Origin of the sequence: Microbispora sp. CA-135349 (genome assembly GCF_050947365.1) — a bacterium.
GTDB lineage: Bacteria > Actinomycetota > Actinomycetes > Streptosporangiales > Streptosporangiaceae > Microbispora.
Map to the genome: position 1 here is coordinate 6,311,656 of NZ_CP192001.1, position 25,180 is coordinate 6,336,835.

The 25,180-nt window shown below is 68.7% G+C and carries 35 protein-coding genes, 1 tRNA gene and 1 pseudogene; 25 read left to right on the plus strand and 12 right to left on the minus strand.

Features of this window, described 5'->3' with window-relative positions; all coding sequences use genetic code 11:
- Positions 1-755: 755 nt before the first annotated feature.
- The 5 genes and pseudogenes from ACQPZZ_RS28965 (at position 756) to ACQPZZ_RS28985 (ending at position 3,926) form a co-directional block, all read left to right on the plus strand.
- A complete protein-coding gene (locus ACQPZZ_RS28965) occupies positions 756-1,112 on the plus strand; it encodes a tyrosine-type recombinase/integrase (RefSeq protein WP_432924250.1) in 357 nt (118 codons plus the stop codon).
- A gap of 414 nt (positions 1,113-1,526) precedes the next feature.
- On the plus strand, positions 1,527-2,978 hold the full coding sequence (locus ACQPZZ_RS28970; RefSeq protein WP_432924252.1) for a hypothetical protein: 1,452 nt from the start codon (positions 1,527-1,529) through the stop codon (positions 2,976-2,978).
- A 103-nt stretch (positions 2,979-3,081) separates the two neighbouring features.
- Positions 3,082-3,501, plus strand: coding sequence for a helix-turn-helix domain-containing protein (locus ACQPZZ_RS28975; RefSeq protein WP_432924254.1), 420 nt, complete (start codon positions 3,082-3,084; stop codon positions 3,499-3,501).
- Positions 3,407-3,613, plus strand: a pseudogene (locus ACQPZZ_RS28980) (type II toxin-antitoxin system RelE/ParE family toxin); the annotation flags it as partial. The gene ACQPZZ_RS28975 and the pseudogene ACQPZZ_RS28980, both read left to right, overlap by 95 nt.
- Positions 3,597-3,926, plus strand: coding sequence for a helix-turn-helix domain-containing protein (locus ACQPZZ_RS28985; RefSeq protein WP_142618018.1), 330 nt, complete (start codon positions 3,597-3,599; stop codon positions 3,924-3,926). The pseudogene ACQPZZ_RS28980 and the gene ACQPZZ_RS28985, both read left to right, overlap by 17 nt.
- Positions 3,927-4,241: 315 nt before the next feature.
- Here ACQPZZ_RS28985 and ACQPZZ_RS28990 read toward each other — a convergent pair whose 3' ends face one another.
- Together ACQPZZ_RS28990 and ACQPZZ_RS28995 are read right to left on the minus strand one after the other, a co-directional pair.
- Positions 4,242-4,655, minus strand: a complete 414-nt coding sequence (locus ACQPZZ_RS28990) for a type II toxin-antitoxin system VapC family toxin (RefSeq protein ID WP_432924256.1) — start codon at positions 4,653-4,655, stop codon at positions 4,242-4,244.
- A 1-nt stretch (position 4,656) separates the two neighbouring features.
- Positions 4,657-4,860, minus strand: coding sequence for a hypothetical protein (locus ACQPZZ_RS28995; RefSeq protein WP_169979876.1), 204 nt, complete (start codon positions 4,858-4,860; stop codon positions 4,657-4,659).
- A 440-nt stretch (positions 4,861-5,300) separates the two neighbouring features.
- Between ACQPZZ_RS28995 and ACQPZZ_RS29000 the strand changes: the two genes are divergently transcribed.
- Positions 5,301-5,954 (plus strand): DUF6082 family protein, encoded by a 654-nt coding sequence (locus ACQPZZ_RS29000; RefSeq protein ID WP_432924258.1) that lies wholly within the window; start codon positions 5,301-5,303, stop codon positions 5,952-5,954.
- Here the strand turns inward: ACQPZZ_RS29000 and ACQPZZ_RS29005 are convergent.
- Positions 5,940-6,152: a hypothetical protein gene (locus ACQPZZ_RS29005; protein ID WP_432924260.1), complete on the minus strand. Its 213-nt coding sequence runs from the start codon at positions 6,150-6,152 to the stop codon at positions 5,940-5,942. The two genes, ACQPZZ_RS29000 and ACQPZZ_RS29005, sit on opposite strands and share 15 nt — an antisense overlap.
- A 153-nt stretch (positions 6,153-6,305) precedes the next feature.
- Here ACQPZZ_RS29005 and ACQPZZ_RS29010 point away from each other — a divergent pair, with 153 nt between their 5' ends.
- From ACQPZZ_RS29010 to ACQPZZ_RS29020, 3 genes are all read left to right on the plus strand, one after another.
- Complete coding sequence (locus ACQPZZ_RS29010) at positions 6,306-6,491, plus strand: DUF6444 domain-containing protein (protein WP_432924262.1); 186 nt, start codon at positions 6,306-6,308, stop codon at positions 6,489-6,491.
- The gene (locus tag ACQPZZ_RS29015) at positions 6,430-6,660 is read left to right on the plus strand and encodes an IS66 family transposase zinc-finger binding domain-containing protein (protein WP_432924263.1); all 231 of its coding nucleotides are present in this window, start codon (positions 6,430-6,432) and stop codon (positions 6,658-6,660) included. The genes ACQPZZ_RS29010 and ACQPZZ_RS29015 overlap by 62 nt, the downstream gene beginning before the upstream one ends.
- A gap of 946 nt (positions 6,661-7,606) precedes the next feature.
- Positions 7,607-8,122, plus strand: coding sequence for a hypothetical protein (locus ACQPZZ_RS29020; protein ID WP_432924264.1), 516 nt, complete (start codon positions 7,607-7,609; stop codon positions 8,120-8,122).
- Between the two features lie 281 nt (positions 8,123-8,403).
- Here ACQPZZ_RS29020 and ACQPZZ_RS29025 read toward each other — a convergent pair whose 3' ends face one another.
- Entirely contained in the window at positions 8,404-9,123 is a 720-nt protein-coding gene (locus ACQPZZ_RS29025) for a GntR family transcriptional regulator (RefSeq protein ID WP_432924265.1), read from the minus strand.
- A 19-nt stretch (positions 9,124-9,142) separates the two neighbouring features.
- The gene (locus ACQPZZ_RS29030) at positions 9,143-9,682 is read right to left on the minus strand and encodes a GntR family transcriptional regulator (RefSeq protein ID WP_432924267.1); all 540 of its coding nucleotides are present in this window, start codon (positions 9,680-9,682) and stop codon (positions 9,143-9,145) included.
- Between the two features lie 284 nt (positions 9,683-9,966).
- On the opposite strand from ACQPZZ_RS29030, the gene ACQPZZ_RS29035 reads away from it, so the two are divergent.
- From ACQPZZ_RS29035 to ACQPZZ_RS29110, 16 genes are all read left to right on the plus strand, one after another.
- Entirely contained in the window at positions 9,967-10,131 is a 165-nt protein-coding gene (locus ACQPZZ_RS29035) for a hypothetical protein (RefSeq protein WP_432924269.1), read from the plus strand.
- Entirely contained in the window at positions 10,128-10,283 is a 156-nt protein-coding gene (locus ACQPZZ_RS29040) for a hypothetical protein (protein ID WP_432924271.1), read from the plus strand. The genes ACQPZZ_RS29035 and ACQPZZ_RS29040 overlap by 4 nt, the downstream gene beginning before the upstream one ends.
- The gene (locus ACQPZZ_RS29045; protein ID WP_432924273.1) at positions 10,280-10,417 is read left to right on the plus strand and encodes a hypothetical protein; all 138 of its coding nucleotides are present in this window, start codon (positions 10,280-10,282) and stop codon (positions 10,415-10,417) included. Before ACQPZZ_RS29040 ends, ACQPZZ_RS29045 begins: the two co-directional genes overlap by 4 nt.
- A gap of 159 nt (positions 10,418-10,576) precedes the next feature.
- Complete coding sequence (locus tag ACQPZZ_RS29050) at positions 10,577-10,801, plus strand: helix-turn-helix domain-containing protein (RefSeq protein ID WP_208800279.1); 225 nt, start codon at positions 10,577-10,579, stop codon at positions 10,799-10,801.
- Complete coding sequence (locus ACQPZZ_RS29055; protein ID WP_432924275.1) at positions 10,798-11,262, plus strand: hypothetical protein; 465 nt, start codon at positions 10,798-10,800, stop codon at positions 11,260-11,262. The genes ACQPZZ_RS29050 and ACQPZZ_RS29055 overlap by 4 nt, the downstream gene beginning before the upstream one ends.
- Positions 11,259-11,510, plus strand: a complete 252-nt coding sequence (locus ACQPZZ_RS29060; RefSeq protein WP_432924276.1) for a hypothetical protein — start codon at positions 11,259-11,261, stop codon at positions 11,508-11,510. Before ACQPZZ_RS29055 ends, ACQPZZ_RS29060 begins: the two co-directional genes overlap by 4 nt.
- On the plus strand, positions 11,510-12,505 hold the full coding sequence (locus tag ACQPZZ_RS29065) for a hypothetical protein (protein WP_432924278.1): 996 nt from the start codon (positions 11,510-11,512) through the stop codon (positions 12,503-12,505). The genes ACQPZZ_RS29060 and ACQPZZ_RS29065 overlap by 1 nt, the downstream gene beginning before the upstream one ends.
- A gap of 1 nt (position 12,506) precedes the next feature.
- Positions 12,507-12,821, plus strand: coding sequence for a hypothetical protein (locus ACQPZZ_RS29070; protein WP_432924280.1), 315 nt, complete (start codon positions 12,507-12,509; stop codon positions 12,819-12,821).
- Entirely contained in the window at positions 12,818-13,039 is a 222-nt protein-coding gene (locus tag ACQPZZ_RS29075) for a hypothetical protein (RefSeq protein WP_432924282.1), read from the plus strand. Before ACQPZZ_RS29070 ends, ACQPZZ_RS29075 begins: the two co-directional genes overlap by 4 nt.
- A 6-nt stretch (positions 13,040-13,045) precedes the next feature.
- On the plus strand, positions 13,046-14,797 hold the full coding sequence (locus ACQPZZ_RS29080) for a hypothetical protein (RefSeq protein WP_432924284.1): 1,752 nt from the start codon (positions 13,046-13,048) through the stop codon (positions 14,795-14,797).
- A 117-nt stretch (positions 14,798-14,914) separates the two neighbouring features.
- A complete protein-coding gene (locus tag ACQPZZ_RS29085; protein WP_432924285.1) occupies positions 14,915-15,373 on the plus strand; it encodes a hypothetical protein in 459 nt (152 codons plus the stop codon).
- Between the two features lie 15 nt (positions 15,374-15,388).
- Positions 15,389-17,074, plus strand: a complete 1,686-nt coding sequence (locus ACQPZZ_RS29090) for a hypothetical protein (RefSeq protein ID WP_432924287.1) — start codon at positions 15,389-15,391, stop codon at positions 17,072-17,074.
- 218 nt (positions 17,075-17,292) lie between these two features.
- A complete protein-coding gene (locus ACQPZZ_RS29095; RefSeq protein ID WP_432924289.1) occupies positions 17,293-17,682 on the plus strand; it encodes a RapZ C-terminal domain-containing protein in 390 nt (129 codons plus the stop codon).
- A 117-nt stretch (positions 17,683-17,799) separates the two neighbouring features.
- Entirely contained in the window at positions 17,800-18,693 is an 894-nt protein-coding gene (locus ACQPZZ_RS29100) for a bifunctional DNA primase/polymerase (protein WP_432924291.1), read from the plus strand.
- Positions 18,690-20,540, plus strand: a complete 1,851-nt coding sequence (locus ACQPZZ_RS29105; RefSeq protein WP_432924293.1) for an ATP-binding protein — start codon at positions 18,690-18,692, stop codon at positions 20,538-20,540. The genes ACQPZZ_RS29100 and ACQPZZ_RS29105 overlap by 4 nt, the downstream gene beginning before the upstream one ends.
- 173 nt (positions 20,541-20,713) lie before the next feature.
- The gene (locus ACQPZZ_RS29110) at positions 20,714-21,883 is read left to right on the plus strand and encodes a tyrosine-type recombinase/integrase (RefSeq protein ID WP_432924295.1); all 1,170 of its coding nucleotides are present in this window, start codon (positions 20,714-20,716) and stop codon (positions 21,881-21,883) included.
- A 59-nt stretch (positions 21,884-21,942) separates the two neighbouring features.
- Here ACQPZZ_RS29110 and ACQPZZ_RS29115 read toward each other — a convergent pair.
- The 7 genes from ACQPZZ_RS29115 to ACQPZZ_RS29145 form a co-directional block, all read right to left on the minus strand.
- A tRNA-Val gene (locus ACQPZZ_RS29115) sits at positions 21,943-22,014 on the minus strand.
- 15 nt (positions 22,015-22,029) lie between these two features.
- On the minus strand, positions 22,030-22,986 hold the full coding sequence (locus ACQPZZ_RS29120; RefSeq protein WP_432924297.1) for an ROK family protein: 957 nt from the start codon (positions 22,984-22,986) through the stop codon (positions 22,030-22,032).
- On the minus strand, positions 22,983-23,240 hold the full coding sequence (locus tag ACQPZZ_RS29125) for a hypothetical protein (protein WP_432924299.1): 258 nt from the start codon (positions 23,238-23,240) through the stop codon (positions 22,983-22,985). Before ACQPZZ_RS29125 ends, ACQPZZ_RS29120 begins: the two co-directional genes overlap by 4 nt.
- 140 nt (positions 23,241-23,380) lie before the next feature.
- Positions 23,381-23,836: a peroxiredoxin gene (locus ACQPZZ_RS29130; protein WP_432924301.1), complete on the minus strand. Its 456-nt coding sequence runs from the start codon at positions 23,834-23,836 to the stop codon at positions 23,381-23,383.
- A 73-nt stretch (positions 23,837-23,909) separates the two neighbouring features.
- Entirely contained in the window at positions 23,910-24,338 is a 429-nt protein-coding gene (locus ACQPZZ_RS29135; RefSeq protein WP_030505660.1) for a DUF3052 domain-containing protein, read from the minus strand.
- Positions 24,339-24,479: 141 nt separating this feature from the next.
- Positions 24,480-24,833, minus strand: a complete 354-nt coding sequence (locus tag ACQPZZ_RS29140; protein WP_432934585.1) for a YjbQ family protein — start codon at positions 24,831-24,833, stop codon at positions 24,480-24,482.
- 64 nt (positions 24,834-24,897) lie between these two features.
- Positions 24,898-25,092, minus strand: a complete 195-nt coding sequence (locus ACQPZZ_RS29145) for a DUF1918 domain-containing protein (RefSeq protein ID WP_432924303.1) — start codon at positions 25,090-25,092, stop codon at positions 24,898-24,900.
- Positions 25,093-25,180: the final 88 nt, after the last annotated feature.

The window sequence follows — 25,180 nt, forward strand, 5'->3', positions numbered from 1 at the left end:
CCAGGGGACGCCGACCATGATTACGGTGTCGAGAGGAAGCCGGACGCGCCTGCACGGCCGAGGGATATCGCAGACAGGTAACCGTACGACTCAGCCGTCCCCTGGGGATGCGTGCGGTGCTGGAGGCCATGGAAGGAATGCCGGTTCCCGTTGATCGCATCAGCTAGCCCAGATGCGCTGATCAGCGGCTTATCCCGTGTTTGGTCACCTTGCTGTCCGCGCCCAGGAGTGAAGTACGAAGTCCCGGACCTCCGAATGCGAGCTTGATACATGGTTAGGTGAGATGAAGAAGACCAGCACGTTTTTGATGGTTGCTCTGTTACTTACCTCTGCAGCTTGCAGCGGCTATGGCTCGACTGGGGGCTCTCAGCCGGATACCAGGATGTCCGGTACGGCCTACGTAGCCGGGGGTCCGCCGCCTGGCATCAGAACCCCGCTGGCCAAGGTCAACCTGACGTTCTCCATCAGGGGCAGGCGAGTGACACAGATTTCCGCAGATGCTGATGGGAACTACGCCGTCAAGCTTGCTTCGGGAGAGTACGAAGTCCAACCGATGAGCGCGATGTGTCCGCGTGTCATCCGGATCACGGTTCCACGAACACTCACTGCTACCGCCGACATCGTGTGTCCAATCCCATAGGAGCCCTGGGACTACAGGGCACCGACTGTCTGCCGGGGCGGCCCTAGCTGCCGGCGTCCGGGACCGGCCCCAGGCCGCATGCCCGGCCGCCGAGCAGGCGTAGGGCCGCGAGGCGGTGCGCAGCGCCGCCCTTGACCAGTTCACCGAGCCAGAACCGACAGCGCTCGTCTTCACCGGGGCGAACGGCGGGATCCTGCGGCGCAGTGACTTCCGGCGGGCCGCCAATTGGAGTGAGACGACCAAGAAGCTCGGCGTCCCCGGGCTCCACTTCCACCATCTTCGCCACACCGGGAACACGATCGCGGCCAGTGCCGGCGCTTCCCTCCGCGACCTGATGGCACGCATGGGCCATGACAGCGTGCGCGCCGCGATGATCTACCAGCATCGCACGGCGGAAGCAGACCACAAGATCGCCGACGTCATGAACGGCAAGATCGCACAGGTCCCACCGACCAAGGCGAGTGGTCACTAAACAAGATCGATTGCGTTCGCTAATGGCACGTTGCTGGCACGAGCCCCGTTTTCCCTGGCGGGAGACGGGGCTCTTTTCGCTGGTGGGCGGTACTGGGTGCGAACCAGTGACCCCTCGCTTGCAAGTCAACCCGGGAATGGGCGGGACCAGCACCGGAACCCGCCCTGACCTGGGCGTACGGTCCACTGTTGTCCACCGCCGTCCGGGCTCGTCCATGGCGATTGTCACCCGGATAGTCACCCAGGACGACCAGGCCTGCGATCAGCCGCGAGGCGGCGTCAACGCATCCCCATGCGCGGATAGTGCTCCGAGGGTCGTCGTTGGTGGTGATCTTCTCCGTGCCATAGACCATGCCGCACCAGCCCTCCACAGGTACAGCTGCACGGTGAACCTCGATCGTGATATCTCGCTGAGATGATCAGAAGTGGGACGGCGCTGGGCGCCCTGGGCTCGTTGCTGGACAGGTCGCTTCTACAGATGGCGGAGGCGTCAGCAGACGCGCGGACGTACGACCGGCAAGCGATCTACGGGGTCGCCGACGTGTGGGACAACAACACCTTCCCTCTGTTCCATGCCGCGACCGCCTTCACCTCCATTGGGCGGGAACGGCGTGCCCGCGCTGCCCTCGACTGGATGGCTGATCTCGGACCGGAGCAGCGGAGCTGGATGATCGAGCAAGCCGAGGCGGCGGGGCACTCACTGGAGCGGTTACTGCCGCCACCGGTAGCGAAGCCTCTCCACACCAGGGACTACCGAGGGCAGGTAAGTCCCCCGTTCATACCGCTGACCGCCGAGGCTGCGCTCGAGCTTGGAACCGACTACGACTTTGCCGCCGCCGAGGTCCGCACCCTACTGATCGAACGTGTCGGCACACGACTGACCGGGTCACTCGTCCTGGCCGCCCCGCGCCGCTACGACGGTGGCCTACAGGCGGCAGATCCACCTGAGTTGAACCTGCGGCTGGAGGATGTCACCGACGTGCACTTCGACTCCAACGACCGGCTGAGAATCGCCCTGCATTGCCGGCCAGCGGAGATAGTCATCGGCGTCGGCGCGAGCGGAAGGTTGCGCGCCACCACCGGCACTGTGTACCCCGACGACCCGGCCTGGCATCTTTCCACCGCCGGCCGGGCCGCCGACCAGCGGACCCCACCTCGTCAGGAACAAACCCGCCGCACACCTGAGCGACGGCGGCCACGGCCAGAGGGCGCGGTCCTGGTCGCCGCCAGGACTGTGCACAGTGTGATGCTGGAGATCCGCATGGTCCGCTACGCCCACTTCGCCGATCGGATCCCCGTCCGGCTACTCACCAACGCACTCGTCGGCGCGGGTACCGACATCCTGGCCGCAGGCGCCCGCCGAGGTGACCGCCGCGAGAAGGCATTCCATAACCTGGTCGAGACCTGGATCAAGAAGGGTGGCTCCGCCCTTGAGCCCTGGTTCGCCGATGAACTGCGTCGTATCCTCCGCGAGGAGCAACTCCCGGACGCCACCAAAGCATGGATCGAAGGAATGACCACACCACAGGCGGAGCACTCGCGCCTCGTCACGGCGTCAGATCTCGACCTGCCCTCTGAGGGCGAGCTCCGGCTCGCCAAGTACACGGCCGCACACAACCGTCACGGGACATTGCAGGGCTCCTCCGCCGTCGTAGTCCTAGCCCACCCGCTCACTGAAAAGGACTTCGCGGATCGGCCATGGCGGTTGCGGGCTTTCGAGGTCGGCGGCGTGAGCCGCTTCCGGCTGCGAACCGATGCCTTCGACGGCCCTCTGGGTTTACGAACAGCCAGGGAGACGCCGAACGTGGAGTCTCTGGTCCTCGGCCACGACGCCCTCGATGTTCACGGGAGACAAGCCCGGCCTTGACGCGCCAGCGGGCTGAGACGCTCTCGCGCCCTCCTCCCCCTGTTCACAGGGGCAGGATTCGAGATCGCGCGACGCTTGAGCGTGCCGTCTTCAGCATGGATGCGTGGCCACCGTAGGCGAACACATCCGCAGCGTCCGGAAGCGCCGAGGCCTGACTCAGCAGGGCCTCGCCGACCTTGCCGGCGTGTCCGCCTCGCTAATCCGCAAGCTTGAGCAGGACGCCCGGAGGGACGTGCGACTCGAAACGCTGCGCAAGATAGCGGTGGCCCTCAAGGTGCCAACAACCTCGCTGATGATCCGGCACAATGCGGAGCCAGCCGACGAGAAAACGTTCGACAAGTGGAGGCCGGTACGGCGAGCACTGTACGGACTCGATGGTTCTCCTGCAGAAGCGCCAACCCGAGAAGGACTGGGCTCCGCGCTGGATGGAGTTGCGCCCCGGCTCCCGAGGCCGCTCAGAGATCCGGATCGTGTTCGTTTTCGACCCGGACAGGGAAGCCATCCTTCTGGTAGCCGGAGATAAGGCGGGACGATGGTCGCGCTGGTACCACGAGGCAATCCCTCTGGCCAAGCAACGCTACGCCCAATACCGCGCAGACAAGGCGAAGGAAGATCGAGATGAGCCCTGCTCGTAGCTGGCGCGAAGTCAAGGCGGAGGCGCACCGCCGCCATCCGGAGTTGGCCGATCCTGCCCGGCAGGCCGCAGCCGATGCTGAGCTGGATGCGTACGTGGCCGGACATCATCTGAAGGAACTGCGTAAGGCACTAGGGAAGACTCAGGCCGATATTGCCGCCGCCCTGGGCATTTCGCAATCCCGTGTCTCACAAATCGAGAACGGCGATCCTGAGGTTATGGAAATAGAAACCCTTCGCGCCTACGCGAACGCCCTGGGAGGACACCTTCAGGTGACGATCAGCGTCGGCTCTCATTCCGTCAAGGTCGCCTGAGCCGGCACCCCCACAAGCATACGAAGATGCGCCACTCCCTCCCACGGCTCCGAGATTCCGCACTGATACAAGGGCAGTGGCACGTTGATTCAACGGCACGAGCCCCGCTTTCCCTGACGGAATGCGGGGCTCTTCACGCTGGTGGGCGGTACTGGGTTCGAACCAGTGACCCCTCGCTTGTGAGTCAACCCAGGAAGGGGCGGGACCAGCACCAACACCCGCCCTGACCTGGGCGCATGGTCCAAGGTCGTCCACCACCGTCCGGGCTCGTCTAGGTGATTGTCACCCAGACAGTCACCCAGACGTGGCGCGTGATCAGCCGGGCAGCAGTGTGAAGGCCTCGACGTGGCGTGGGCGCACGATTCGGAAGTGCCGCTGGTCGACTGTCGCGACCTCCCTCAGCCCCAGGCGCTCGGCGATCGCGATAACGGCGGCGTCCACCAGTCCGAGAGGAAGATCGACGTACCTCTCGACGAGTTCCGCCATGCGAGGGAGGTCTTCGTCCTCCAACTCGGCTACATGGAAGCCGCTGCCACCGAACGACTTCAGGAACGTGACCTCGGCATACGGGCCGACACGCGACTCCAGGAGATAGCCGACTTCTCCCATGACCGGGGACGGCACAAGCAGCGGTCCCTCCGCCTGGCGGAGCAGCTTGAGACAGGCCTGGTGGTGCTTGTCCTTGGCGTTGCCGACAGCGAGAAGGACGCCGGTGTCACACAGGAGCACGTCAGCGGCCCATCTCGGAGCGCAGGATCTCCTCATGGCGTTCGGCGAGGTCCGGCTCAGCCTCGAACGACGCGAAGAACGGAAGGTCACGCTCCGCTGGGGCAGGCTCGTCCAGACGGCCGCGAATCAACTCCAAAGCCGGGCGTAGCTCCGACTCCGGCAACTGGTCCACGAGATAGTGCAGCTCCTCACGCATGGCGCTCATGTCCCCAGTCTAGGTGTGAGGCATGACAAAGGCAGGAGTACTGGGCGTAGCCCGTCCCAAAAAGATCGTTGAGGACCGCGAGAGCGGCTTAGCTGGACAGCTTGACCGGGGCCAGCAGTCGCATGAGAGGCGAAGTGTCGTAACAGGAGCCCCAGTTCACTGGTACGGCTCCCTCCCCTACAGCCTCTGATGTGATGTTGCTTGCCATCGCCTCTCGATGGATGCATTGTTACATCGACATACAATCAACCGTAACACGACAGAGGCGAAATATGGCAAACAAAGCCGAGCGGATAGATGACCGCTCCAAACAATCACACGAGTCGCGGCGTCGAAATAGGCACGGATGGGCACGAAAGATTGGCATCTGGGCCTTGGTGCTCATGACGGCCGCTCTTCTTTTAGGCCTGGTTACACTTTCACCCTTACTCTTGCAACGCATGGCAAGTTTGGACACTTCCTGGCCCCTGCTCGCTGAAGTTGGGCAGACATACGACGCGGCAGCAGCTCTATTGACTGCGCTGGCCTTACTCGGCGTTGTGGGGTCTCTGATCATGCAGGCCCGCGAGATGCATATTGCACGGATGGAGGGGCACCGCGCCAATCATATGGAACTGTTACGAATGGCCATAGATGATCCCGTCTATCAAAGAGCATGGGCCACGTCTCTACCAGAGTTCACCCAGGATCACATACGACAACACCTATACATCAACTTAGTGATGTCATTTTGGTCTATCAATTTCGATCTCGGGACTATATTCGATAGCGAATTACAGTACCAGGCTTCTGCCTTGTTTCAGGGCGAAGCGGGTCGACGCTACTGGGAAGTTGCACGTCTTATCCGACAGCGAGAGGCAAGAGGTAGGCAACGGCGGTTCGTGCAGATCGTAGATGACGAGTACCGCAAAGCTATTGATGCTGGACCAGCAGCCATTTCAGCAGATGCCCCGGCAAGCACTCCGGCATCAGGAACTCTTGTTTCGCCTGATCGCGCACGACTTTTCGGAATCGCCTTAGGAGCGGCAGCCCTGATCGCGGCCGGGGCCGTTACCGAGCATCTGCTGCATAACCGAACTTCACGGCTGCGGTGATTTCAGCCTGCCGAAAGTGCCCTTCCTGACGACTCGTGCTGCCCGGGTCTGGGTCATCAGCCAGCCGACGAGGTGCAGCAGTCTGCCTCGTACGTGGCGCGCCGACAGGTCCGCCTCCACCAGCGCATCGGCGTCCCGAAGCATCACCGGCAACGTGGCCGCGATTTGCGAATAGCGATCCTGCTTCCACAGCGGCATTGACGCTTCCAGAGCTGCGCCCAGTCCTTCTCGGGTTGGCGCCTCTAAGGGCGGACCTTCGAGGCCGTAAAGCGCCCGTCGTACGGGCGCCCACAGGTCGAGTCTGCTCGTCGACTGGCTCCGCGTCGTGCCGGGTCATAACGGCGCGTGGCAATGGACTCCTCCAACTCCTCTATGCCGCCCGGTTCGGATGGACCGGCAGCCCGAGCCAAGCGGGCCAGCAAACCGAAGAAACGCTCGCCCCAGCCGCGGGGCGGTCAGGCCAGGCACGAGGGCCATGCGTTGGCCTGGCGCGCGGAGCCCCACCAGGTCACCCATCGTCGCCCCGGCCGCGTGTGACGGCTGCGGCCAAGCACTGGCCGATCTGAGGGGACAGGTGGCTGAGCGGGTGCAGGTGTTCGACACTCCGCCGGTGAAACTCCAGGTCAGCGAGTACCGGATGGTGAAGGTGCCCTGTCCCGCCTGCCGGCGCTTCCCTCCGCGACCTGATGGCACGCATGGGCCATGACAGCGTGCGCGCCGCGATGATCTACCAGCACCGCACGGCGGAAGCAGACCACAAGATCGCCGACGTCATGAACGGCAAGATCGCACAGTCCTGCCGACCGAGGCGAGTGGTCACTAAACAAGATCGATTGCGTTCGCTAATGGCACGTTAATGGCACGAGCCCCGTTTTCCCTGATGGGAGACGGGGCTCTTTTCGCAGGTGGGCGGTACTGGGTTCGAACCAGTGACCCCTCGCTTGTAAGCCAACTCCTGCGTGATCGTATTCAGGCCCGCCTTCGCGCGCGACCTGCAAGAGTCGACCGCCTACGTTCACGGGCGTCCGATGGCGTCCGCAGGTGTCGTCACGCAGTTTGTCAAGCAGAGCACTCGCTGAGGCCAGCCAGGCTACGGTCCGCCCACGCGGGGTGTGGAGCTCTTATAGAGGAAGCCTCACGGCGCGATTCAGCGCCGGTCATAGGGCATGGGCGAACCCATCGGAGTGAAGGAGACCGTATGCAGCCCGGGCGCACCTTCCTTACGCTTTCAAGGCGGCCCGAAGCCGGGCCGCACGCGCCGCCGTCACGGCAACGCCGCCGCCTCCCGCTGGCGCTCCCGGCGGCCGGCTAAAAGCACCGCCGGACGGCTGGCGCGGACGAGTCGAGGCGGGCCGCCGCCCGACAGTACAGCTCTGCTCATGGGCGGCGGGCTGAGCTGAAACAGCCACCAGTGCCGCGCCGGGCGGGCTCACGCGGATGCATGTTACCGGTTGTTGGCGGGCCATCGGTGATCCCGTCTCAGGCCCTGTTGCGAGCACCCGCTCGAGGGGGTGTGGGGTGGCGATGTCTCGAGTAGAGCTACGCCGAGTCAGTGGGCTATCTGGGCGGCCTATCAACTTGACGACTTGACGGAGAGTGTTCCCTGCTTTTTGATTGGGGCACTCATGTGTTGCGATAGGCGGGCGGATTTCATGGAGTTGATTGGTCAGCTGGTGACCATCGGCGCAGTGATTACGGGGGCGGTAGCTTCTTATGTTTTTTCACGATTATCAGAAAACGCTCGATTCGCTAGGGAATTACGAACACGTTGGGACCAGCGAAGACTCGAAGCCTACGGCTCTTATGTAACGGCTGTTAAGGCGTCCATGCGCTCGGGGCGAGCTGTCATGGAACGGAGGATCGACGACGGCAAGGAGCTCGGCGTATACCTAGAGACCCTTCGAGTAGCCGAGCAGCATCGCTCGGAACTATTCGAAATGGTTATCCTGTTGGGAGATGCAGAAGTAATCAATGCGGCCCACCAACTCAATAGCGCACTCTGGAGTGTGGTGCGTCCCGTCGAAGTAGGCGAAGCCCTCAGTGAGGAGGAATTGGGAGATCGCGTAAAGGATTGGGTTCAAGCCTTGAATAACTTCCATCAGCGAGCGCGGGAGAGCCTCGGCGTATCGGGAGGGTTCGGGAGGCAAGACATCGCGATATGGCCATAATCCAAGGATTCACATACAGAGGTATGACTTCGGGCCGAATTAGGTTCTCGCCACGGTTCATTTGTAATCATTCATACTGCTGGGTCCACCTCTCATCGCGGCGTTACAAGCAGACGCCCGACCAGGTCGACAAGACAGGGACCATGTGGGGACCACACGTCATGCGGGCTGGCGACCAATCCGCATCTTGCAAAGCATCATATATCTCTGCCCCAGAGCCGCTGAGCTGCTAGAACGCGCACGCCTACGTCCGGTGGGATAAGAGGGCTGTGGGAATAGTGTCAGGAGCCCTCGCCGGGGATTCGCTGTTGGTACTTCAACTCATAGAGGTGGCCACCCTTGATGAGGATGGACGCCTCGACCGGGCGCGCTTCGTCGGAGTAGACGACGCGGAACTGCCGGATCACTGGGATGCCCTCGGGAAGTTCCAAGAGTTCGGCCTCTTCGATGGTGGGCGGCCGTACGGAGACGCTGTCAGTGAACTCACGCTCCGGGTGGCCGAGTTCGGCGAGCACAGCCGGCGCGCCCCCTCGGATACGCCCTCGGCGACTAAGCGCGGTTCCAGCGACAAGGCTGTGCGGGTAGTACGACCACGACACCTCAACGGGTTCCTCGTCGCGCAGCATCAACCGGTGTCGCAGTAGGGCCCGCTTCTCCCCCAACTCGGCCGCAACGGCCTTGGGCGCGTCGACCTCCGCGACGTCGAGCAGCCGGTAGGTGACACCACGCTCGGCTGGGTCGAAGTAGGCGGCGGTCCGGACGACGAACGGGCGCCGGTCGCGAACGAAGACGCCTTTGCCAGCCTGGCCGTAAGCAAACCCCTCTGCTTGAAGGAGCTTGGTTGCGTTGTGCGCGGTGGCCGGGGCGGTGCCGTACGTCTCTGCCAGTTCCGCGGTAGAGGGAAGCTTCTGGCCCGGCTCAAGTTCCCCCGACATGATCTTCGCCCGAAGGTCGGCGGCAATCTTCAGTTGCGGGGGTCGATCGTCCGACTTTCGCGCCACGGCCCGGTTTCCTCTCTGATCACAGGGTTGTCTCATACCGCAGGTAGCGGCCCTGGGGGTTCATCTTCATCACGCTGACCTCGATCGGCTTGCCGTTGTCCGCTCGGAGTGTGCGGGTCAACACCAGAACCCAGCCGTGCTCGTTGAGGCCGAGGGCCTGCCGCTCGTCCACTGACGCCGGCCGGGCGTATACGTCCTCCTCCGCATGTCGAGGCTCGTAACCGAGTTCAGCCAGTAGCGTGACGGCACCGCCAGCTATCTTGCGCGGCTCGGCAAGCTGGGTGCCCCGGGCGATCACCGCGGGGTAATAGGAGTCCGCCAGCTCTACGGGCCGTTCGTCCAGGAGCACAATCCGGCGTCGGACGACAACCGGCTCACCAGGGGTGAGCTGAAGGCGCTCCGCGACATCCTTCGGTGCCGGCTGCTCCTCTACCTCGCTAAGCCGATGTATCCCTGTACGGCCATGCAGGGCTGCCTCCTCCGCCCATGCGTCCGCCTGCCCAGCGGTGTGCGGCTGGATGTACGGCGTCGACACGCTCGCCCACTTCTGCTCCGGCACGCTGCCTCCTGCAGTCCCCCAGGGTTACCCACTTCTTCACCTTACTCGGAGGGCAGTAAGGCGTTCTGAGCCGGACCTTGTGCACCGATAACCCTGGACAACCTTGCTAGCTTTCATGGAAGGCAGTAAGGTCTGAGCCGTACGCCGGTGGACTTCGGCGGACACAAGAAAGGCCCTGGCGGGTGGCACCCCGCCAGGGCCTGATCAAACAACCCCTGTCCCTTGACGTGGGGCGTCCATCTGGCGAGACGCCGCCCCACGTCGTCAAACAAGGAGTGTCCAGGATGGCACGGCAGACGGTGGTCCACCACATTCCGAAGCACGCGGGCTGGCCGGACGGTGAGCGCCCCTCGGGCTGGCCGGGTAGCGACCCGGGCCGGAACGTGCGGGACGAGTACGACAAGCAGCAGGCGGACAAGGCCCAGCAGGCGGGTCAGGTTTCCCGGTGAGCGGCGACAGCGGCAAGACGGCCAAGCAGTCGGGCCACGGTCAGTGGCCCGCCGGCGCGAACGCGGGGCCGGTGCGGCCGGTCTACGGCTGCAGCTGCGGCGCGGTCAGCTCGGCCCCGATCAAGCACGACCACACCGGAGGCAAGCGGTGACGCGCCGGGACGTGCAGGGCTACGCCCAGGACCTGATCGCACAGGCGGAGGCGCAGCAGTCCACGCCGCCGAAGCCGCCCAAGGTCCCGGCGCCGAAGCCGGTCCGGGCCTCGGCCAAGCCGTCGCGGCGGTAGCCGCGGCGGGCCTGGCGCGCGAGGGATCGGCCCTGCCTGACCGGCCGGGGCGATCCCCCTGGAGCGCCTGCTCTGCCCCACGTCGAGAAAAGCGGCCCCGACCTCACCGACCAAAGCAGCGTCGGGGCCGCGCCCCCACCAATGGAGGTATCACCCATCATGGCGACCGCGTTCGTCGTTACCAACACCACCGAGGACATCCAGCACTACCGCGTCCCGGACGCGATGAGGCTCCTCAGCCTGGGCCGTAGCACCGTCTACGAGCTCATCCGGTCCGGCCGGCTGCGCTCGGTCCGCCAGGGCCGGGCCCGGCTCATCCCCGCCTCCGCCATCCGCGAGTACACCGCGGCCCTGGCGCGCGAGGCCCAGGAGGCCGGCCAGTGACCGACCCCAGCCTCCCCCGGTACTTCTCCGTCAGTGCCCCCGCCCCGCACAACAAGTCCGGCACCGCCCGGATCACGGTGCGTATCGGCGGCGCATACCCGGCTTACCTCTGCGTGGGTAACGGCCGTGTGCCGCTGACCACGGACGAGGCGTGGGCGGTGTGGGTGGCGCTGGGCAACGCGCTGACCTCCGTCCATGGCCCGGCTCCGGCGTGGGCCGCCGAGCAGATCCAGCTGACCTCCGCCGAGGTCGAGCCCTCGGCCCACGGGCCCGGTGCGAGCGACCTGGAGATCTACCACGAGCGCGTCAAGGAACTGCGCGGCAAGGGCCTGGACGCGGTCACGGCCCGCCTGCGGGCCATGGACGAGGCCCGTCAGCGCATCGACGAGCGCGAGCAGGCCTGGCACGAGGCGCAGGCCGCCGCCGAGGCCACGAGGAACGACCCGGAGGTGTCCCGGTGAGCGAGATCCACACGAGCGTGGCCATCTACAGGCCGCGCGCCGAGGAGATGAGCCTCGAGTTCAACGCCGAGCGGCAGGTGTCGTTCCTCACCGTCTCCAGTCGGCATGTCTGGTTCGCCCTGGGGTCCGCCGGCAGCGACCTGGCCGCTGAGGCCGCCGCGATGGACCGGCTGGCCGAGCTGGCGACCGAGGCCGCCGCCCGTCTGCGCGAGGCCGCCGCCCACGCCGCCGGTGCGGAGGTGTCCTGATGAACGGTGCCGCGATTCCGTCGCCGGACCCGACGCCGGAGGAGGTCGCCCGCGGCCTGGCCGACATCGAGCGGCACCTGGCCGACGTCGCACCGCCCGCGCACCTCGCTCCGGTCGTACCGGACCAGGAGCCGGAGGAGGAGGGCGAGGGGGAGACCAAGCGGGTCAAGGCGATGCGCGCCCGGGTGGCCGAGGCGCACCGACTGGTCGAGCTGCAGGAAGACGAGACGCCGCTGCTGGTCGACACCGCGAAGGTCGGTAAGCGCCGGCGGAAGGTGGCCGAGGCGGCCCGGCTGTATGCGCTGAGCCAGGACCCGACCGCGCTGGCGTGGTCCGACGCGAGGGTCCGCCGGATCACCTCGGTCATGGCCATGTCGGCGGCCGTCATCGCGCTCGGGGTGTCCTCCATCGGCGTGCAGGCCTCGGTCGCCAAGGGCCTCGCCCTGGTCGACGGGTCGATCGGCTGGTGGGCCGCCTACGGGGTGGAGCCGATCCTGTCGCTGCCGCTGCTGGCGGCCGTGGTGGTGCAGGCCTACGCCGCGATGCGCGGGCGCCGGGTCGACCGATCGAGTCCGGAGGGCAAGCGGCTGCTGCGCGCGGAAGGGCTGCTGCTTGGGCTGACGCTCGTGCTCAACTGCTGGCCCGCCCTCCGATGGAGCGGGTTCGACCTGCTGCCGCTGATCGTTCACGCGCTGGGGCCGCTCGGCGCGGTGACCGCGATCTGGCTCCTGCCGACGCTGTGGTCGGTGCTGGCGGCCCTGCCCGTACCGGCCCGTACTGGCGGGAGTATCAGGGAAAACGCCCTTGCGGCGGTGCTCGGGGAGTACAGCCGGTACGCCCCGGACCGGATCGAGGTGCTGACCGTCCGGGTGCGGGAGATGATCGCGGCGGGGGAACTGCCGGCGGACCCGGGCGTGCAGAAGATCCGCGCCGCGCTCGGGGTCGGCACCGACACCGCGAGCAAGGTCAAGCGCGCCTTGGGCGGGGGTGCCTGAGATGGCCCGCCCGAAGAAGACCTCCACCGCCGCCGCCGCTGTGGTGCGGCACCGCCCGGCCATCACGCGCGGGGCCAATGAGTTCGGCGCGACCTATCGGCTGGTGTGCACCTGCGGCCGGGCCGGTGAGCAGTACCAGGTGCGCGGCCTGGCCCGGGTGGACCTGGACCGGCACCTGACCGCGTTGCCGCTGGTGCCCGAGCAGCAGCAGTGCCGCGACCCCAAGCGGCACGACCGCCGCGCGTGGGAGCCGTGCGAGCTGTGTGAGCACCAGACCGTCTTGTTCGAGACCGACGCCGCGGGGGTGACCTCGTGAGCCGCCCCGCTACGCGCTCCGAGAGCGTCGTCGGCACCCTGATCGGCACCGGCCTGTTGTCGGCCCTGACCTGGTGGGGCCTGTCGTTCACCAGCCTTCCCGACCTCGCGGTGGCGTGGCTGTCCGGCCTGGTGGCCGGGCTGTCGGCGCTGCGCGCGATCCACGCCGCCGCCCGCACCCTCGCGGGCCCGGCCACCACCCCCCGCAAGCGCAGGTGATTTGCGATGACCGACACGACGAAAGAGACGCAGCCCGCCGACGTCGACCTCGGCGCCCCCGCCCCCGCTGCTGAGGCGCCCCCGGTCGACATCCCGGCCAACGTCGACCAGGACGACGCCGCGGCGCACGACGAGCACCAGGACGACGACGGCGAGGGCCCGTCGGGGATCCCGGCCGGTCACCTGGCCGCCGGGGGTGCCACCACCGGGACGATCCTGCTGGGGCTGCTGTACCAGCTCACCGGAGTCCCGGGCCTGGTCGCCGGTGGTGTGGCGGCCGGCAGCGGGGTGGTGGCGTACGTGCGTCACCGCCGCAACAACGGCCGCAGCAACGGGACGGGCTGGGGGCTCGGCTCGGACCGGAGCCGGACCACCACCTCGCGCTCGCTCGGCACGAGCTCGGGCGGCAGCCTGTTCGGCGGCGGGAAAGCCCGTAAGAGCGCGGGCAGCACGGGCGGTCTGTTCGGCGGCGGCTCCGGTTCCCGGGCGGCGGGCCGCTCGTCCGGGCTGCTGGGCAAGGCGAGCACAGGGCGTACGGCTGCCGGGCAGGGCTCGGCAGGCACGTCGACCTCAGGCAGCAAGCGTGGCCGCAAGGCCGCCGGCAGCGCCGATGCCGCACACGGCTCGGCCGGGCCGGTCCGCCGAGGCGCTCGCGCGTTCGGCCGCTTCGCGGGCGCCACCGGCCGTAGCGTCGGCCGAGTCGGCGAGGCGACCAGCCGGACAGTGGAAGCCACCGGCCGCGGCATCGGCCGCGCCACCCTGGCCACCGGGCGTGGCGCCCGCCGCGCCGGGACCTGGGTCAACGACAAGACCGGCGGCCGTGCCGGGCGCGCGGCCCGGGCCACCATGCGGGCCACGGCTGCCGGTGCGCGTAAGGCGGCGGTCTGGGCCGACCGGGCGACCGGCCGCCGCGTGAGCACCGCCTACCGGGCTGCCACGACCGGCAAAGACGCCTCCTTCCGCGCCCGGCGCCGCCGGGCCGCCGCCATCTTGGGCTGGCACGGGCCGCTGACGGGGCCGGTGGTGGCTCTGGTCGCGGTCCTGGCCGGGGCGTGGCGTCGCCGTAAGGCCCGCAAGGCCAAGGCGGCGGAGACCGAGAGCGCCGAGGAGACCAGCACCGCCAGCGAGGCGACCTCGCAGGAGACGCCGGCCGACGAGGCGACCGGGCGTAGCGAGGCCATCGACGAGCCGACGACCGCCACGTGCCCCCGCTGCGGCCGCACGCACACGGTCACGCTCACCGCCGATGAGGACGAGCGCGTCGTGACGTGCCCGTGCGGCCACCGCATCCGGTTCTACCGCGACCTCGGGGCGTTCGACCCGCCGGACGACCCGGCCACCACGAAGACCACGGCGGACGCCGGATCCCGGCACCGCCGCCCGCACTCCACATCAACCCCGTACACCAGGAGGTCACGCACCATGTCCGCATTCCCGCTGGCCGCTATCGCGGCCGAGATGAACGCCGCCGCCGCGGCGCATGCCCCGGCCGACATGTGGCAGGTCGCCCGCGAGCTCGACCAGCTGCCGGAGGTCCCGGCCAACGTCGGCATGTCGGTGAGGACCTACACCGAGCGCATGCAGGGCGACTACCCGATCCACCCGATGGTCGTGGAGGCCATGGCCGAGTTCTACATGGACCACGCCCGGCTCGTGGAAAAGGCCCAGGAGATCAGCGCGCTGTTCCGCCGGCTGCACGCCGAAGACCTCAAGCGCGAGGAAGCGCCGCGCACCAACGAAGCCGCCTGGAACGTCTGACCCCGCCGCCCCGGGTGGGCTGCGTACGGCGCCCCGGCCCTGGCCGGTCGGGGCGCCGGGCGGAACCGACCCGACCTGAGCCCTTTGATCTGTGACGTTGACGAACTGGAGATGGTGATGGCCACCACGAAGGCAAGCGCCCGCAAGACGCCTGGCAAGGCGGAGGCGCGTCGGGCTGACTGGTCGCTGGCGCCGCGCGGCCCGGTGTCGGGCACCGCGCAGGGCGCTCTCGCCCTGGCCGCCGCCGCGGTCGCCGGAGATCTGGCCACGGTCTCCCCGGTGTGGGGTGGCGCGGTCACGGCCGCCGGCGCGGTGGCCACCGTGATCCGCTCCCATCACCTGGCCCACCCGCCCGCCGCTCTGCTGTACCGGCTCGGCTGCTGGCTCGGCGCCGGGTCGTGGTTGATGTACACCCTCGCGGCCGGTCTGTGGAACCAGGGCGCCTGGGCCGCGCTCGGGATCGGCGCGCTGACCGCCGGGCTGCTGTCCCCGCTCGGCCGGGCCGTGCCCCGCCGTACGGGCCAGGCGGGGACCGGCCGGGCGCTGGTGCTCGGCCGCACCGCCCGCATCGGCTAGGAGTGGGAGCGCCGCGTGCAGCGGGTCTGCCGCGTCCGGGTGAGCGTGACCGACGTCCGCGAGTGGCCGACCCGGACCGGCTACGACATCCACGCCGACCTGCCCGGCGCCGGATCGACCCGCGCCCACCTCGCGGCCGCCGCCGACGCCCTGGCCGTCGACGCCCGCCTGCCCATGGGCTGCGGGGTGGAGATCTCCCCCGGCGCGCACCGCGGCGCGGTCGTGCTGCGCGTGGCCACGGTCAACCGGCTGACGCAGAACATCGACTACCCGGCCGACTACCGGGCCCGCTCGATCCTGGACCCGGTCGCCCTGGGCGAGTACCGGGACGGCAGCACGGCCGCGGTGCTGCTGCGGGAGTCCTCCGCCCTGGTCACCGGTCAGAAGGGGTCGGGGAAGACCACGACGTTGCACGCGCTGACCGCCGGGATCGGCCTGTGCCGGGACGCGATCGTGTGGCATATCGACCTCAACGGCGGCGGCATGTCGCAGGCGTGGCTGCATCCGTGGCTGGAAGGCGACTCGCCGCGCCCGGCGGTGGACTGGGCGGCCGCCACCCCCGATGAGGCTCTGGAGCTGGCCGAGACCGCCCGGGCCATCGCCAAGGATCGGAAGAAGTCGACACGGGCACTCAAGATCCGGGCTAACTCTTCGCTGATGCCGGTCTCTCCGGAGCTTCCCGAGATCGTGGTCATCGTGGACGAAGGCGCGGAATCGCTCTCGCCCACCAACCGGGACACCCGCGAGCTGCGGGAAGCGCTGGAGGAGATCCAGCGCATCGGCCGGAACGAGGCCGTCAACGTGGTGTTCTCCAGCCTGCGCGCGACGCAGGACATGATCAGCGCCAACGTCAAGAAGCAGTCGGCCGTCAGGGTCGGCATGTACGTCACCGATGAGGAGGAGCTGAGTTTCCTCTTCGGATGGAGCCGCCGCGGCCTGTCCCTGGCCGACCTGCCTGGCCCCGGCTGCGGATTCGTCCAGGACGGGCAGGCCGCCCCCCGCCCGTTCCGCGGCTACTTCATGCAGCCGGGGGACGTGGTCGACGCCGCTCACGCCGTCGCCCGCACCCGGCCCGAGCTGGATGCGGCCGCCCGGCAGGTCGCCGGCCAGGTGTACGCCACCCGGTACGACCGGATGCGCGCCGCGTTCACCGACCTCGACGGCGAGCACCAGGAGGAGCCACCCGCCCGGTACGTCACCCCGGCACCGGTGGCGCCGGTCCGGCCGCGTCTGGCCAGCGTGCCGTGCGGCCCGGACGCCTCCGCCTGGCCCGACCTGCGCGACCTGGTCAAGCCCCCCGCCGCGCCGTCGATGACACGCGCGGCCGACTGGCCCGACCTGCTGCCCCGCCAGCGCCGGCCGGAAGTGGTGCGTGCCGAGCAGGTGCCCGCCGTCCCCGCGGCCCCGGCCCCCGCCAGGCCGCTGCCCGAGGTGCTGCGTCGCGCGCTCGCCGCCTACGAGGCCGCCGGCGACGACCGGATGCATTCGGCGGCCCTCGCCGAGGCCCTCGGCGCCGCCGACGCCCTGGCCCTGGCCGCGCTGCTGCGCCCCCTCGGCGTGACGACCCTCCCCCGGGCGTTCATCCGCGGCGGGACCGAGGCCCGCGGCTACGCCCTGGCCGACCTCCAGGCCGCCGCCGAGCGCGTCTGCTCAGGCGAGCTCGAGGTGCCCGACGAGGTCGCCAAGTGGCCCGCCGCCTGACCGCCTGACCCGGACGTCCGGCCCGGACATCCGGCCCCGGACGCCCACCACCCCCGGACATCCGCCCCGGACAGCCGCTCACCAGGAGAAACGGCTACCCGTCCGGGGTGTCCGGGGGAAGAAAGACCCCCTCCTAAGCCCTCCAGGCACCGGCAGACCCCATCCCTACGGCCCCCGGACACCCGGACAACCCACCTCCGCGAAAGGACACCCCACCCATGACCGAGCCGCCCACCGTCGAGATCGTCTCGTTCGGCTACCTGCACGCGGCACCGCCCCCGGCGCACCTGACGATCGACCTCCGCGCACACTTCCGCGACCCGCACATCTCCCCGGAGCTTCGGCACATGACCGCCCACGACGAGCCGGTCCACACCACCGTGCTCGGCACGCGCGGCATCCCGGAGTTGCTGGAGGCGACCAAGGACGCCGTGACCGCGCTGCTGACCGGCCCGTCCGCCGACGGCGTGACCGTCGCCCTCGGGTGCGCCGGCGGCCGCCACCGCGCCCCCGTCTTCGCCCAGTTCCTCATCACCCGGCTCCGCGGCCGAGGCATGCGGGTGAACCTGACCCACCGCGACCTCGACAAGCCCGTCGTTGCGCGCTGACCGCTGGCTCAGCGCACCAAGGGCCCGCCCGGCTGATTGAGGCGGGCCTGTGCGCCGACCGTCGTGCCGCCACGGCCGTCAACGTCCGCTGATCTTTCTCCAAGGAGAACACCACCGATGCTGAGGACTGACCTCACCAGCCATGCGCTGGACTGGGTGCGGTGGCTGTGGCAGACCCACCGCTTCCACATGTTCCCCGTCGACCACCCCGCGCTCCCCGAATGCGCGGGCGCCCATCACCCCGAGCGTCCCTGTGATGGCAAGCGCGGCAAGCATCCCTGCGGCCGGTGGGCCCGCCAGGCCACCGACAACCCCGCCCTGCTGCGCGCCGTTTTCGCCTGTGGGCCGCGCAACGTCGGCATCGCCTGCAAGGCCTCCGGGCTGCTGGTGGTCGACGAGGACCGGCCGGGCGCGCTGGCCGAGTACGCCGCCGGCATCGGCCAGGACCTCCAGGAAACGTTCACGGTCACCACCGCCAAGGGCTGCCACCGGTACTACCGGCAGCCGCCCGGCATCGAGCTCGGCAACGGCACCGGAGCGCTGGCCGGACGCGGCATCGACGTACGCGGCGCCAAAGGACACGGCGGATACGTCGTCGGCCCCGGCTCACTGCACGCCTCCGGCGTGCTCTACCAGCCACTCGACCCGGCCGCGCCGCTCCTGCCCGCCCCGGCCTGGCTCGTCCACGCCCTCCAGGCGGCCCCGCCCCCGGCCCGGGACCTCGGTACCCCGGCGAGCGCAGGACGCGGCAGCGTCCAGGGCGGCCGGCCGTACAAGGTGCTGACCGCCCTGGTGGCGACCGTGCTGGAGGCGACCGAAGGCGTCGACCGCAACAGCCGCCTGTTCTGGGCCGCCGTCCGCATGTACGAACACGCCGACCGCGGCCTGTTCCCGGCCGAGAGCGGCAGGGCCGCCCTCGCCGAGGCCGCCCGCCGCATCGGCCTGGGCGACGGCGAAACCCACGCCACCCTGGGCAGCGCCCGCACCACCGCCGGCAGGGGACGCCGGTGAGCCAAGCCGAGGACATCGTCGCCGCCGCCGGAGTCAGCAAGAGCGACAAGGGGCCCTCGCAGGCCTCCGTGCTGGTGAAGATCGCACGTGAGCGGTTCGAGCTGTTCATGAGCGAAGACGGCCGCCCCTACGCCGTGGCCAAGAACGGCCCCAACCTCGCCCTGCCCCTGCGCGGAAAGGCCGGCCTTCGCTCCCAGCTCGCCCGGATCTTCACCGACGACAACACCGGCAACGTCCCCTCCCAGTCCGCCCTGGCCGATGCGATGACGGTGCTGGAAGGCATCGCCGCCAGCGCCGACCCTCGCGTGCCGCACCTGCGGGTCGCCCGGCATGAGGGCGGCATCGTCGTGGACCTAGGTACCTCCGACGGCCGGTGCGTCGTCATCGGCCCGCACGGCTGGGACCGCGTCCCCCGTTCCCCGGTGCTGTTCCGGCGCTCCGGCGCCATGAAGCCGCTCCCGGACCCCGTACGGGACGGCGACGGCCTGGCCCGTCTGCGCGGCCTGCTCAACACCAGCGAGGAAGGCTTCCGGCTGCTGGTGGGATGGCTGGTCGCGGCGTTCCTGCCCGACCTGCCGCACCCGATCCTGACCTTCCGCGGTGAGCAGGGCACCGGCAAGTCCAAGGCCGCCCAGATGATCATCGGCATCATCGACCCCTCCGGCGCCCCCAAACGCACCGCACCGCGTGATCTGAAGTCCTGGGGCGTGCAGGCGTTCAACTCCTGGGGCCTGTGCCTGGACAACGTCTCGGTCATCGCCGACTGGCTGTCGGACGCCCTGTGCCGTGCAGTGACCGGTGACGGCATGATCGATCGCGCGCTCTACTCCGATGACGACGTCGTGGTCCTGGAGTTCCGCCGAGTCCTGGCCATGACCACCATCGACGCCGGAGCCCTGGCCGGTGACCTGGCTGAGCGGCTGCTCACCATCGAGCTGTCGCTGATCCCCGACAGCAAGCGCCGCGAAGAGGCCGAGCTGGACGCCGCGTTCGCCGACGCCCACGCCGCCATCCTCGCCTCCCTGTTCGACGTGCTCGCCGCGGTCTTGAAGGCCCTGCCGGATGTGACATTGACCGAACGGCCCCGCATGGCGGACTTCGCCCGCGTCCTGGCCGCCGTCGACCACGTCAAGGACTGGCGCACCCTGGAGTCCTACCGCACCAGCGCCCGCAACGCCGTCGCCGACGTCCTCGACGGCGAACCCTTCGCCCAGGCCGTCGTCGACCTGGTCGACAAGGCCCCACCCGAAGGCCTCACCCTCACCGCCCAGGAACTGCTGGACCGGGTCGACACGCCCGACAAACTGCCGAAGAAGTGGCCCAAGGACAGCACCCGTGCCGCCGGCCAGCTCAAGCGGCTCGCCCCCGCCCTGCGCACCATCGGGATCGACCTGGACGACAGCAAGAGGCAACCGGACGGCAACCGCTCCCGCCTCTACCGGCTGACGGCAGCAGAGAGTAGGCGCATTACAGCACCCGGAGCGCCCGCAGCACCCGGAACCAGCTCTGACCAGCATGAACGTCCGGGTGCTACCGGCGACGCCAGCACCCGCACAGCACCCGGCAGCACCCGCACAGCACCCGCTCCGGGCGCTCCGGGCGCTGCACCGGGTGCTGAGAATCGCCCAGCACCCGCAAGCGGCACACCCTCTGACCAGCCCAAACACCCATCACCGGGTGCTCCGGGCGCTCCGGGTGCTGAAATGCAGCCTCTCTCTGATGTCGCCACCCCCCGGCTCGACGTCATCGAGCGGCTCATCGGCACCTGCGCCGGCTGCGGCCAGGACATGACCATCCTCACCCCGGGCCAGACCCACCACCCGATGTGCGAAAGCGACCCCGCATGACGCGCAGCGCACGGCAACGCTCCCCCGCCGGGCACCTCACCGAACCCACGGCACCGTCACCCGGTTCACGCCGAAGTACGTCTGCCCTGACCCACCATCCACAGCGCGGCCCTGGCCTCACCGACCAAGCAGCGCCGGGACCGCACCTCACCAACAATCCGGAGGGACCCCAAATGACCAAACGTAGAAGCCATGGCGACGGCGGCCTTCACTGGGACGCTCGACGCAACCGCTGGATTGCGTCCGTAACCGTCGGCTACACACCTGCCGGAAAGCGCATCGTCAAAACCGGCAGCGGTAAAACAAAGACGGCTGCCAAAGACAAGCTCAAGGAGATCCTTCGCGATTACGAAGACGGTCTTGCCATCGCTCCCACCAACTACACCGTGGCCGACGCGGTGAACTACTGGCTGGACAACGGGCTTCAGGGGCGTGATGCCTCGACGGTCGCGATGTACCGCACCTACGTCCGAACCCACGTCATCCCTTGCTTGGGCGCTCGTAAGCTCCGCGAACTTTCGGTTGAGGACATCGACCGATGGTTGCAGAGCAAGAAGGATGAACTCGGGACCCGCTCGCTGAAGCTGATCCACAACATCCTGAACCGCTCTGTCAAGAACGCCATGCGCCGGGACAAGGTGAAGCGCAACGTCGTCGAGCTGTGCGAGGTGCCGGAAGGCCGTGAAGGTCGCCCGTCCAAGGCCCTTACCCTTTCCCAGGCGGAATCCGTACTCAAGGCGGCAGAGAATGCACGGCCTCGAACACGCGCGTACATCGTCGTCTCTCTCCTCTCGGGAGCACGTACCGAGGAGGTAAGGGCGATCAAATGGAGCCACGTGGCGGCTTACGACGAGAAGGCCAAGGCCTGGCGCCCGGTCACCGAGGCGGGATGGGATCACAGTGAGTTCGCCCTCTACGTCTGGCGTTCCGTGAGAAAGAAGGGCGACACCAAGACTCCGAAGTCCCGTCGCAGCCTGGCCCTGCCCAAGCGCTGCGTTGAGGCGCTGAAGGCGCTGAAGTCGGCTCAGGACGACGAGCGCGAGCTGGTGTTCTCGACCGAGAGCGGCTCGCCCGTGTCGGCGCACAACATGCGCCGCGACTTCCGGAAGGTGCTCGACAGCGCCGGCCTGACGGGGAAGGAGTGGGCGCCCAGGGAGCTGCGGCACAGCTTCGTATCGCTGCTCTCCGACCACGACATCGCGCTCGAAGACATCTCGCGCCTGGTGGGGCACTCCAGCACGGTGGTCACGGAGACCGTCTACCGTCACCAGATCAGACCCGTGATCCAGGAGGGTGCAACCGCGATGGACGCCATCTTCCCGCTTGCCGAGCGGGAGCCTTAGTCAAGCAGTTTGACAAGCGGGCCCCGTCTCCGATCTTGGGGACGGGCCGTTTTCGCAGGTGGGCGGTACTGGGTTCGAACCAGTGACCCCTCGCTTGTAAGGCGAGTGCTCTACCGCTGAGCTAACCGCCCGGACCGGACTACACCTTACGACACCGAACCGCCTCTCAGCACATCGAGCGACCAGTCCGCGCCCGCGTCGTGATCTCCCGCGGCCTGCCAGCCGAGGAGAGCGGCCCCGAGCATGCCCGCCCGGGGACCCAGGGCGGCAGGGCGTACGGGCGGCGGCTCCCGGAAGGCGAGGCGGCCGGCCAGCCGTTCCCGCAGCGGGTCGAACAGGGCCGCACCGGCCTCCGCCAGGCCGCCGCCGATGACGATCAGAGCCGGGTCGAGCACGAGCACGTACGACGCGAGGGCGATGGCGAGGGCCTCGATCGCCTCGCCGAACACCTCGGCGGCGAGCCGATCTCCCGCGACCGCGAGCTCGACGACCTCCTTCGCGGTCGCCGTACGGCCGGAGCGCGCAGTGAAGCGGCGGGCCACGGCCGAGGCGGAGGCGTAGGTCTCCAGGCAGCCGGTCTGCCCGCAGGCGCATTTCTCCCCCGCAGGCCAGACGGACGCGTGCCCGATCTCACCGCCCCAGCCGTGCGCGCCGCCGTACGGCTCGCCGCGGAGCACCACCGCTCCCGCGATGCCGGTGCCGATGGGCAGGAAGAGGAAGTCGGCGACGTCGCGGCCCGCGCCGAAGACGCTCTCGGCCAGGCCGCCCGTGCGGACGTCGTGGCCGAGCCGCGCGGGGACGCCGGGGGGCGTGAACGCCTCGGCCGGCACGTCGCGCCAGCCGATGTTGGCCGAATAGACGGCGGTGGACGCGGTGACGATGCCCGGGACGGCCAGGCCCACCCCGGCGGGCTCGTCGCCGTACCGGGAGCGGCCGAGGTCGGCGATCTCGCCGGCGTAGGCGCGCACGGCCTCCACCACCGCGTCAGCGCCCGACTCGCGGCCCGTGGGGCGCCCGGCGAGCACGGTGACCTCGCCGTCGCGGGTGACGAGGCCGCCCTTCATGGAGGTGCCTCCCACGTCCAGCGCGACGACGTACGTCACGAGCGCCCGAGAACGCGGTCGAGGGCGGCCTCCACCTCCGCGGCGAGGCCGGGCATCCGAGCGGAACCCGCCGGGCCGGCCGTGACGAGCGGCTCACCGTCGCGGGCGAGCCGCACCTCGCCGCAGGAGCGGCACTCGATCTCTCCCAGGCGGCAGATCAGGGCGATCGAGCCGCACGAGGCGCATGTGTCGAGATCGAGGTCGTGCACACGCTGGCAGTCCGGGCAGACGAGGACCTGCGTCTCGTCACGCACGGCGCGCTTCCATGGACTGGCGCCGCGGACGGGGTCGGTCTGCCGGGCCCCGCACCTGTAGCAGGGCATCGTGGCCTCCAATGGGGCGAGTCGGAGTCGGAATCGAATATGTCAGTGCCCGGGGGCGGGCAATGAAACGATCAGATTTCCGCGAGCGCCTTGCGGTACTCGTCGAGGTCGCGTGCGGAACCTATCGGGTTGACGACCTTCCAGCGCACGACGCCTTCGCCATCGATGATGAACGTGCCCCGGAGCGCGAGTCCCCTGTCCTCATCGAAGACACCGTACGCCCGGGCGACCTCACCATGGGGCCAGAAATCCGACAAGAGGGGAAACGTGAAGCCCTCCTGATCGGCCCAGGCGCGCTGACTGAACATCGAGTCGACCGACACCGCCAGCAGCTGGACGTGCGGAGGCAGGGCTCCGGCGAGCTCGTCGCGGATCGCCGCGAGCTCACCGTGGCAGACGGGGCTGAAGGACAGGGGATAGAAGACGAGCATGACCGTCCTGCCCCGCAGGCCGGACATGCGCACGGGGACGCCGTGCTGGTCCTTGAGCGCGAAATCCGGAGCACGCTGCCCGACCTCTATCGCCATGAGCAGTCCCTCCCCAGGTGTCCGCCCATCATCCTGCCGTACGGCGTCCCCTGGCCGTACGGCAGGGCAATAATCAGCGGCGGGCCTTCGGGGCGACGAGCCTCGTGCCCGACCAGTCCCTGGCGGCGCTCACGCTGCTCGTCTGCGACAGCCCGGCGGTCGCCGCGTCCTCACCGATGTCGCTCGGCTCCACGTGGCCCTCGCGACCCGCCTTGGGGGTCAGCAGCCAGATCTGGCCTCCGTCGGCGAGTGCGGTCATCGCGTCGCTCAGCGCGTCGAAGAGATCACCGTCGCCGTCACGCCACCAGAGCAGCACCACGTCGACGACGTCCTCGTAGTCCTCGTCCACCAGCTCGTTGCCGGTCAGCTCCTCGATGGACTGGCGCAGCGCCTCGTCGCAGTCCTCGTCCCAGCCGACCTCCTGCACCACCTGACCGGCTTTGAGGCCGAGTCGTTCGGCCAGGCCGCGCTCGTCCTGCGCCTGACCCGCGGTCGCGCTCACGTTTATCCCTCCTGCTTGGGGTGACCCCGCCCGGTTTCTGCGTTGTCCCGGCTCGTTGAGAGCCATGCTTCGGCACAGTCCACACGCTGCGACCCTTCGTCGTCAACGGTCGCCACGGCGGGTGACCCGCACCGTTATCTCTTAATCGGTCAAAAACGACAAACGAACACGCCTGTCGGGGTTGTCGACGTTGAGGTCGATCAGGGCGACCGACTGCCAGGTCCCCAGCGCCAGCCTGCCCGCGAGGACGGGAACGGTGGCGTACGGCGGGATGAAGGCGGGCATGACATGCGACCTCCCGTGCCCACGGGAGCCGTGCGCATGCCGCCACCGGTCGTCCGCCGGCAGCAGGTCGCCCAGCGCGGCGAGCAGGTCGTCGTCGCTGCCGGAGCCGAGCTCCAGCAGCGCCACGCCCGCCGTCGCGTGCGGGACGAAGACGTGCAGGAGCCCGTCTCCCCCGCACTCGCGCGCGAAATCGGCGCACTCCTTCGTCATGTCGTGCACGCGCTCGCGTGCGCCGGTCCGTACCTCGATCACCGTCGATTTCACATCCGCGATATTACGATTCGCGCTGAGCTGGGAGGACGACGGCGTCCGGGCCTGGGAAGACGAGCGCCTCGCGCCCGTCCTCGTACCTCACCAGGAACGGCGGGCCACCCCCGGGACCGCGGACCTCGACGATGACACCGTGCTTCTCGTGGTCGCCCACTACCGCGCCGTGCACCACCAGCCGGTCCCCTACCGCTGCGTGCATCTCGAACCCCCCTCTCTCCAGAGCCTGGTACGGCTATCGCCACCTGGAAAGAGGAGAAACCCCCCTCTCCACAGAGGGAGGGACAACC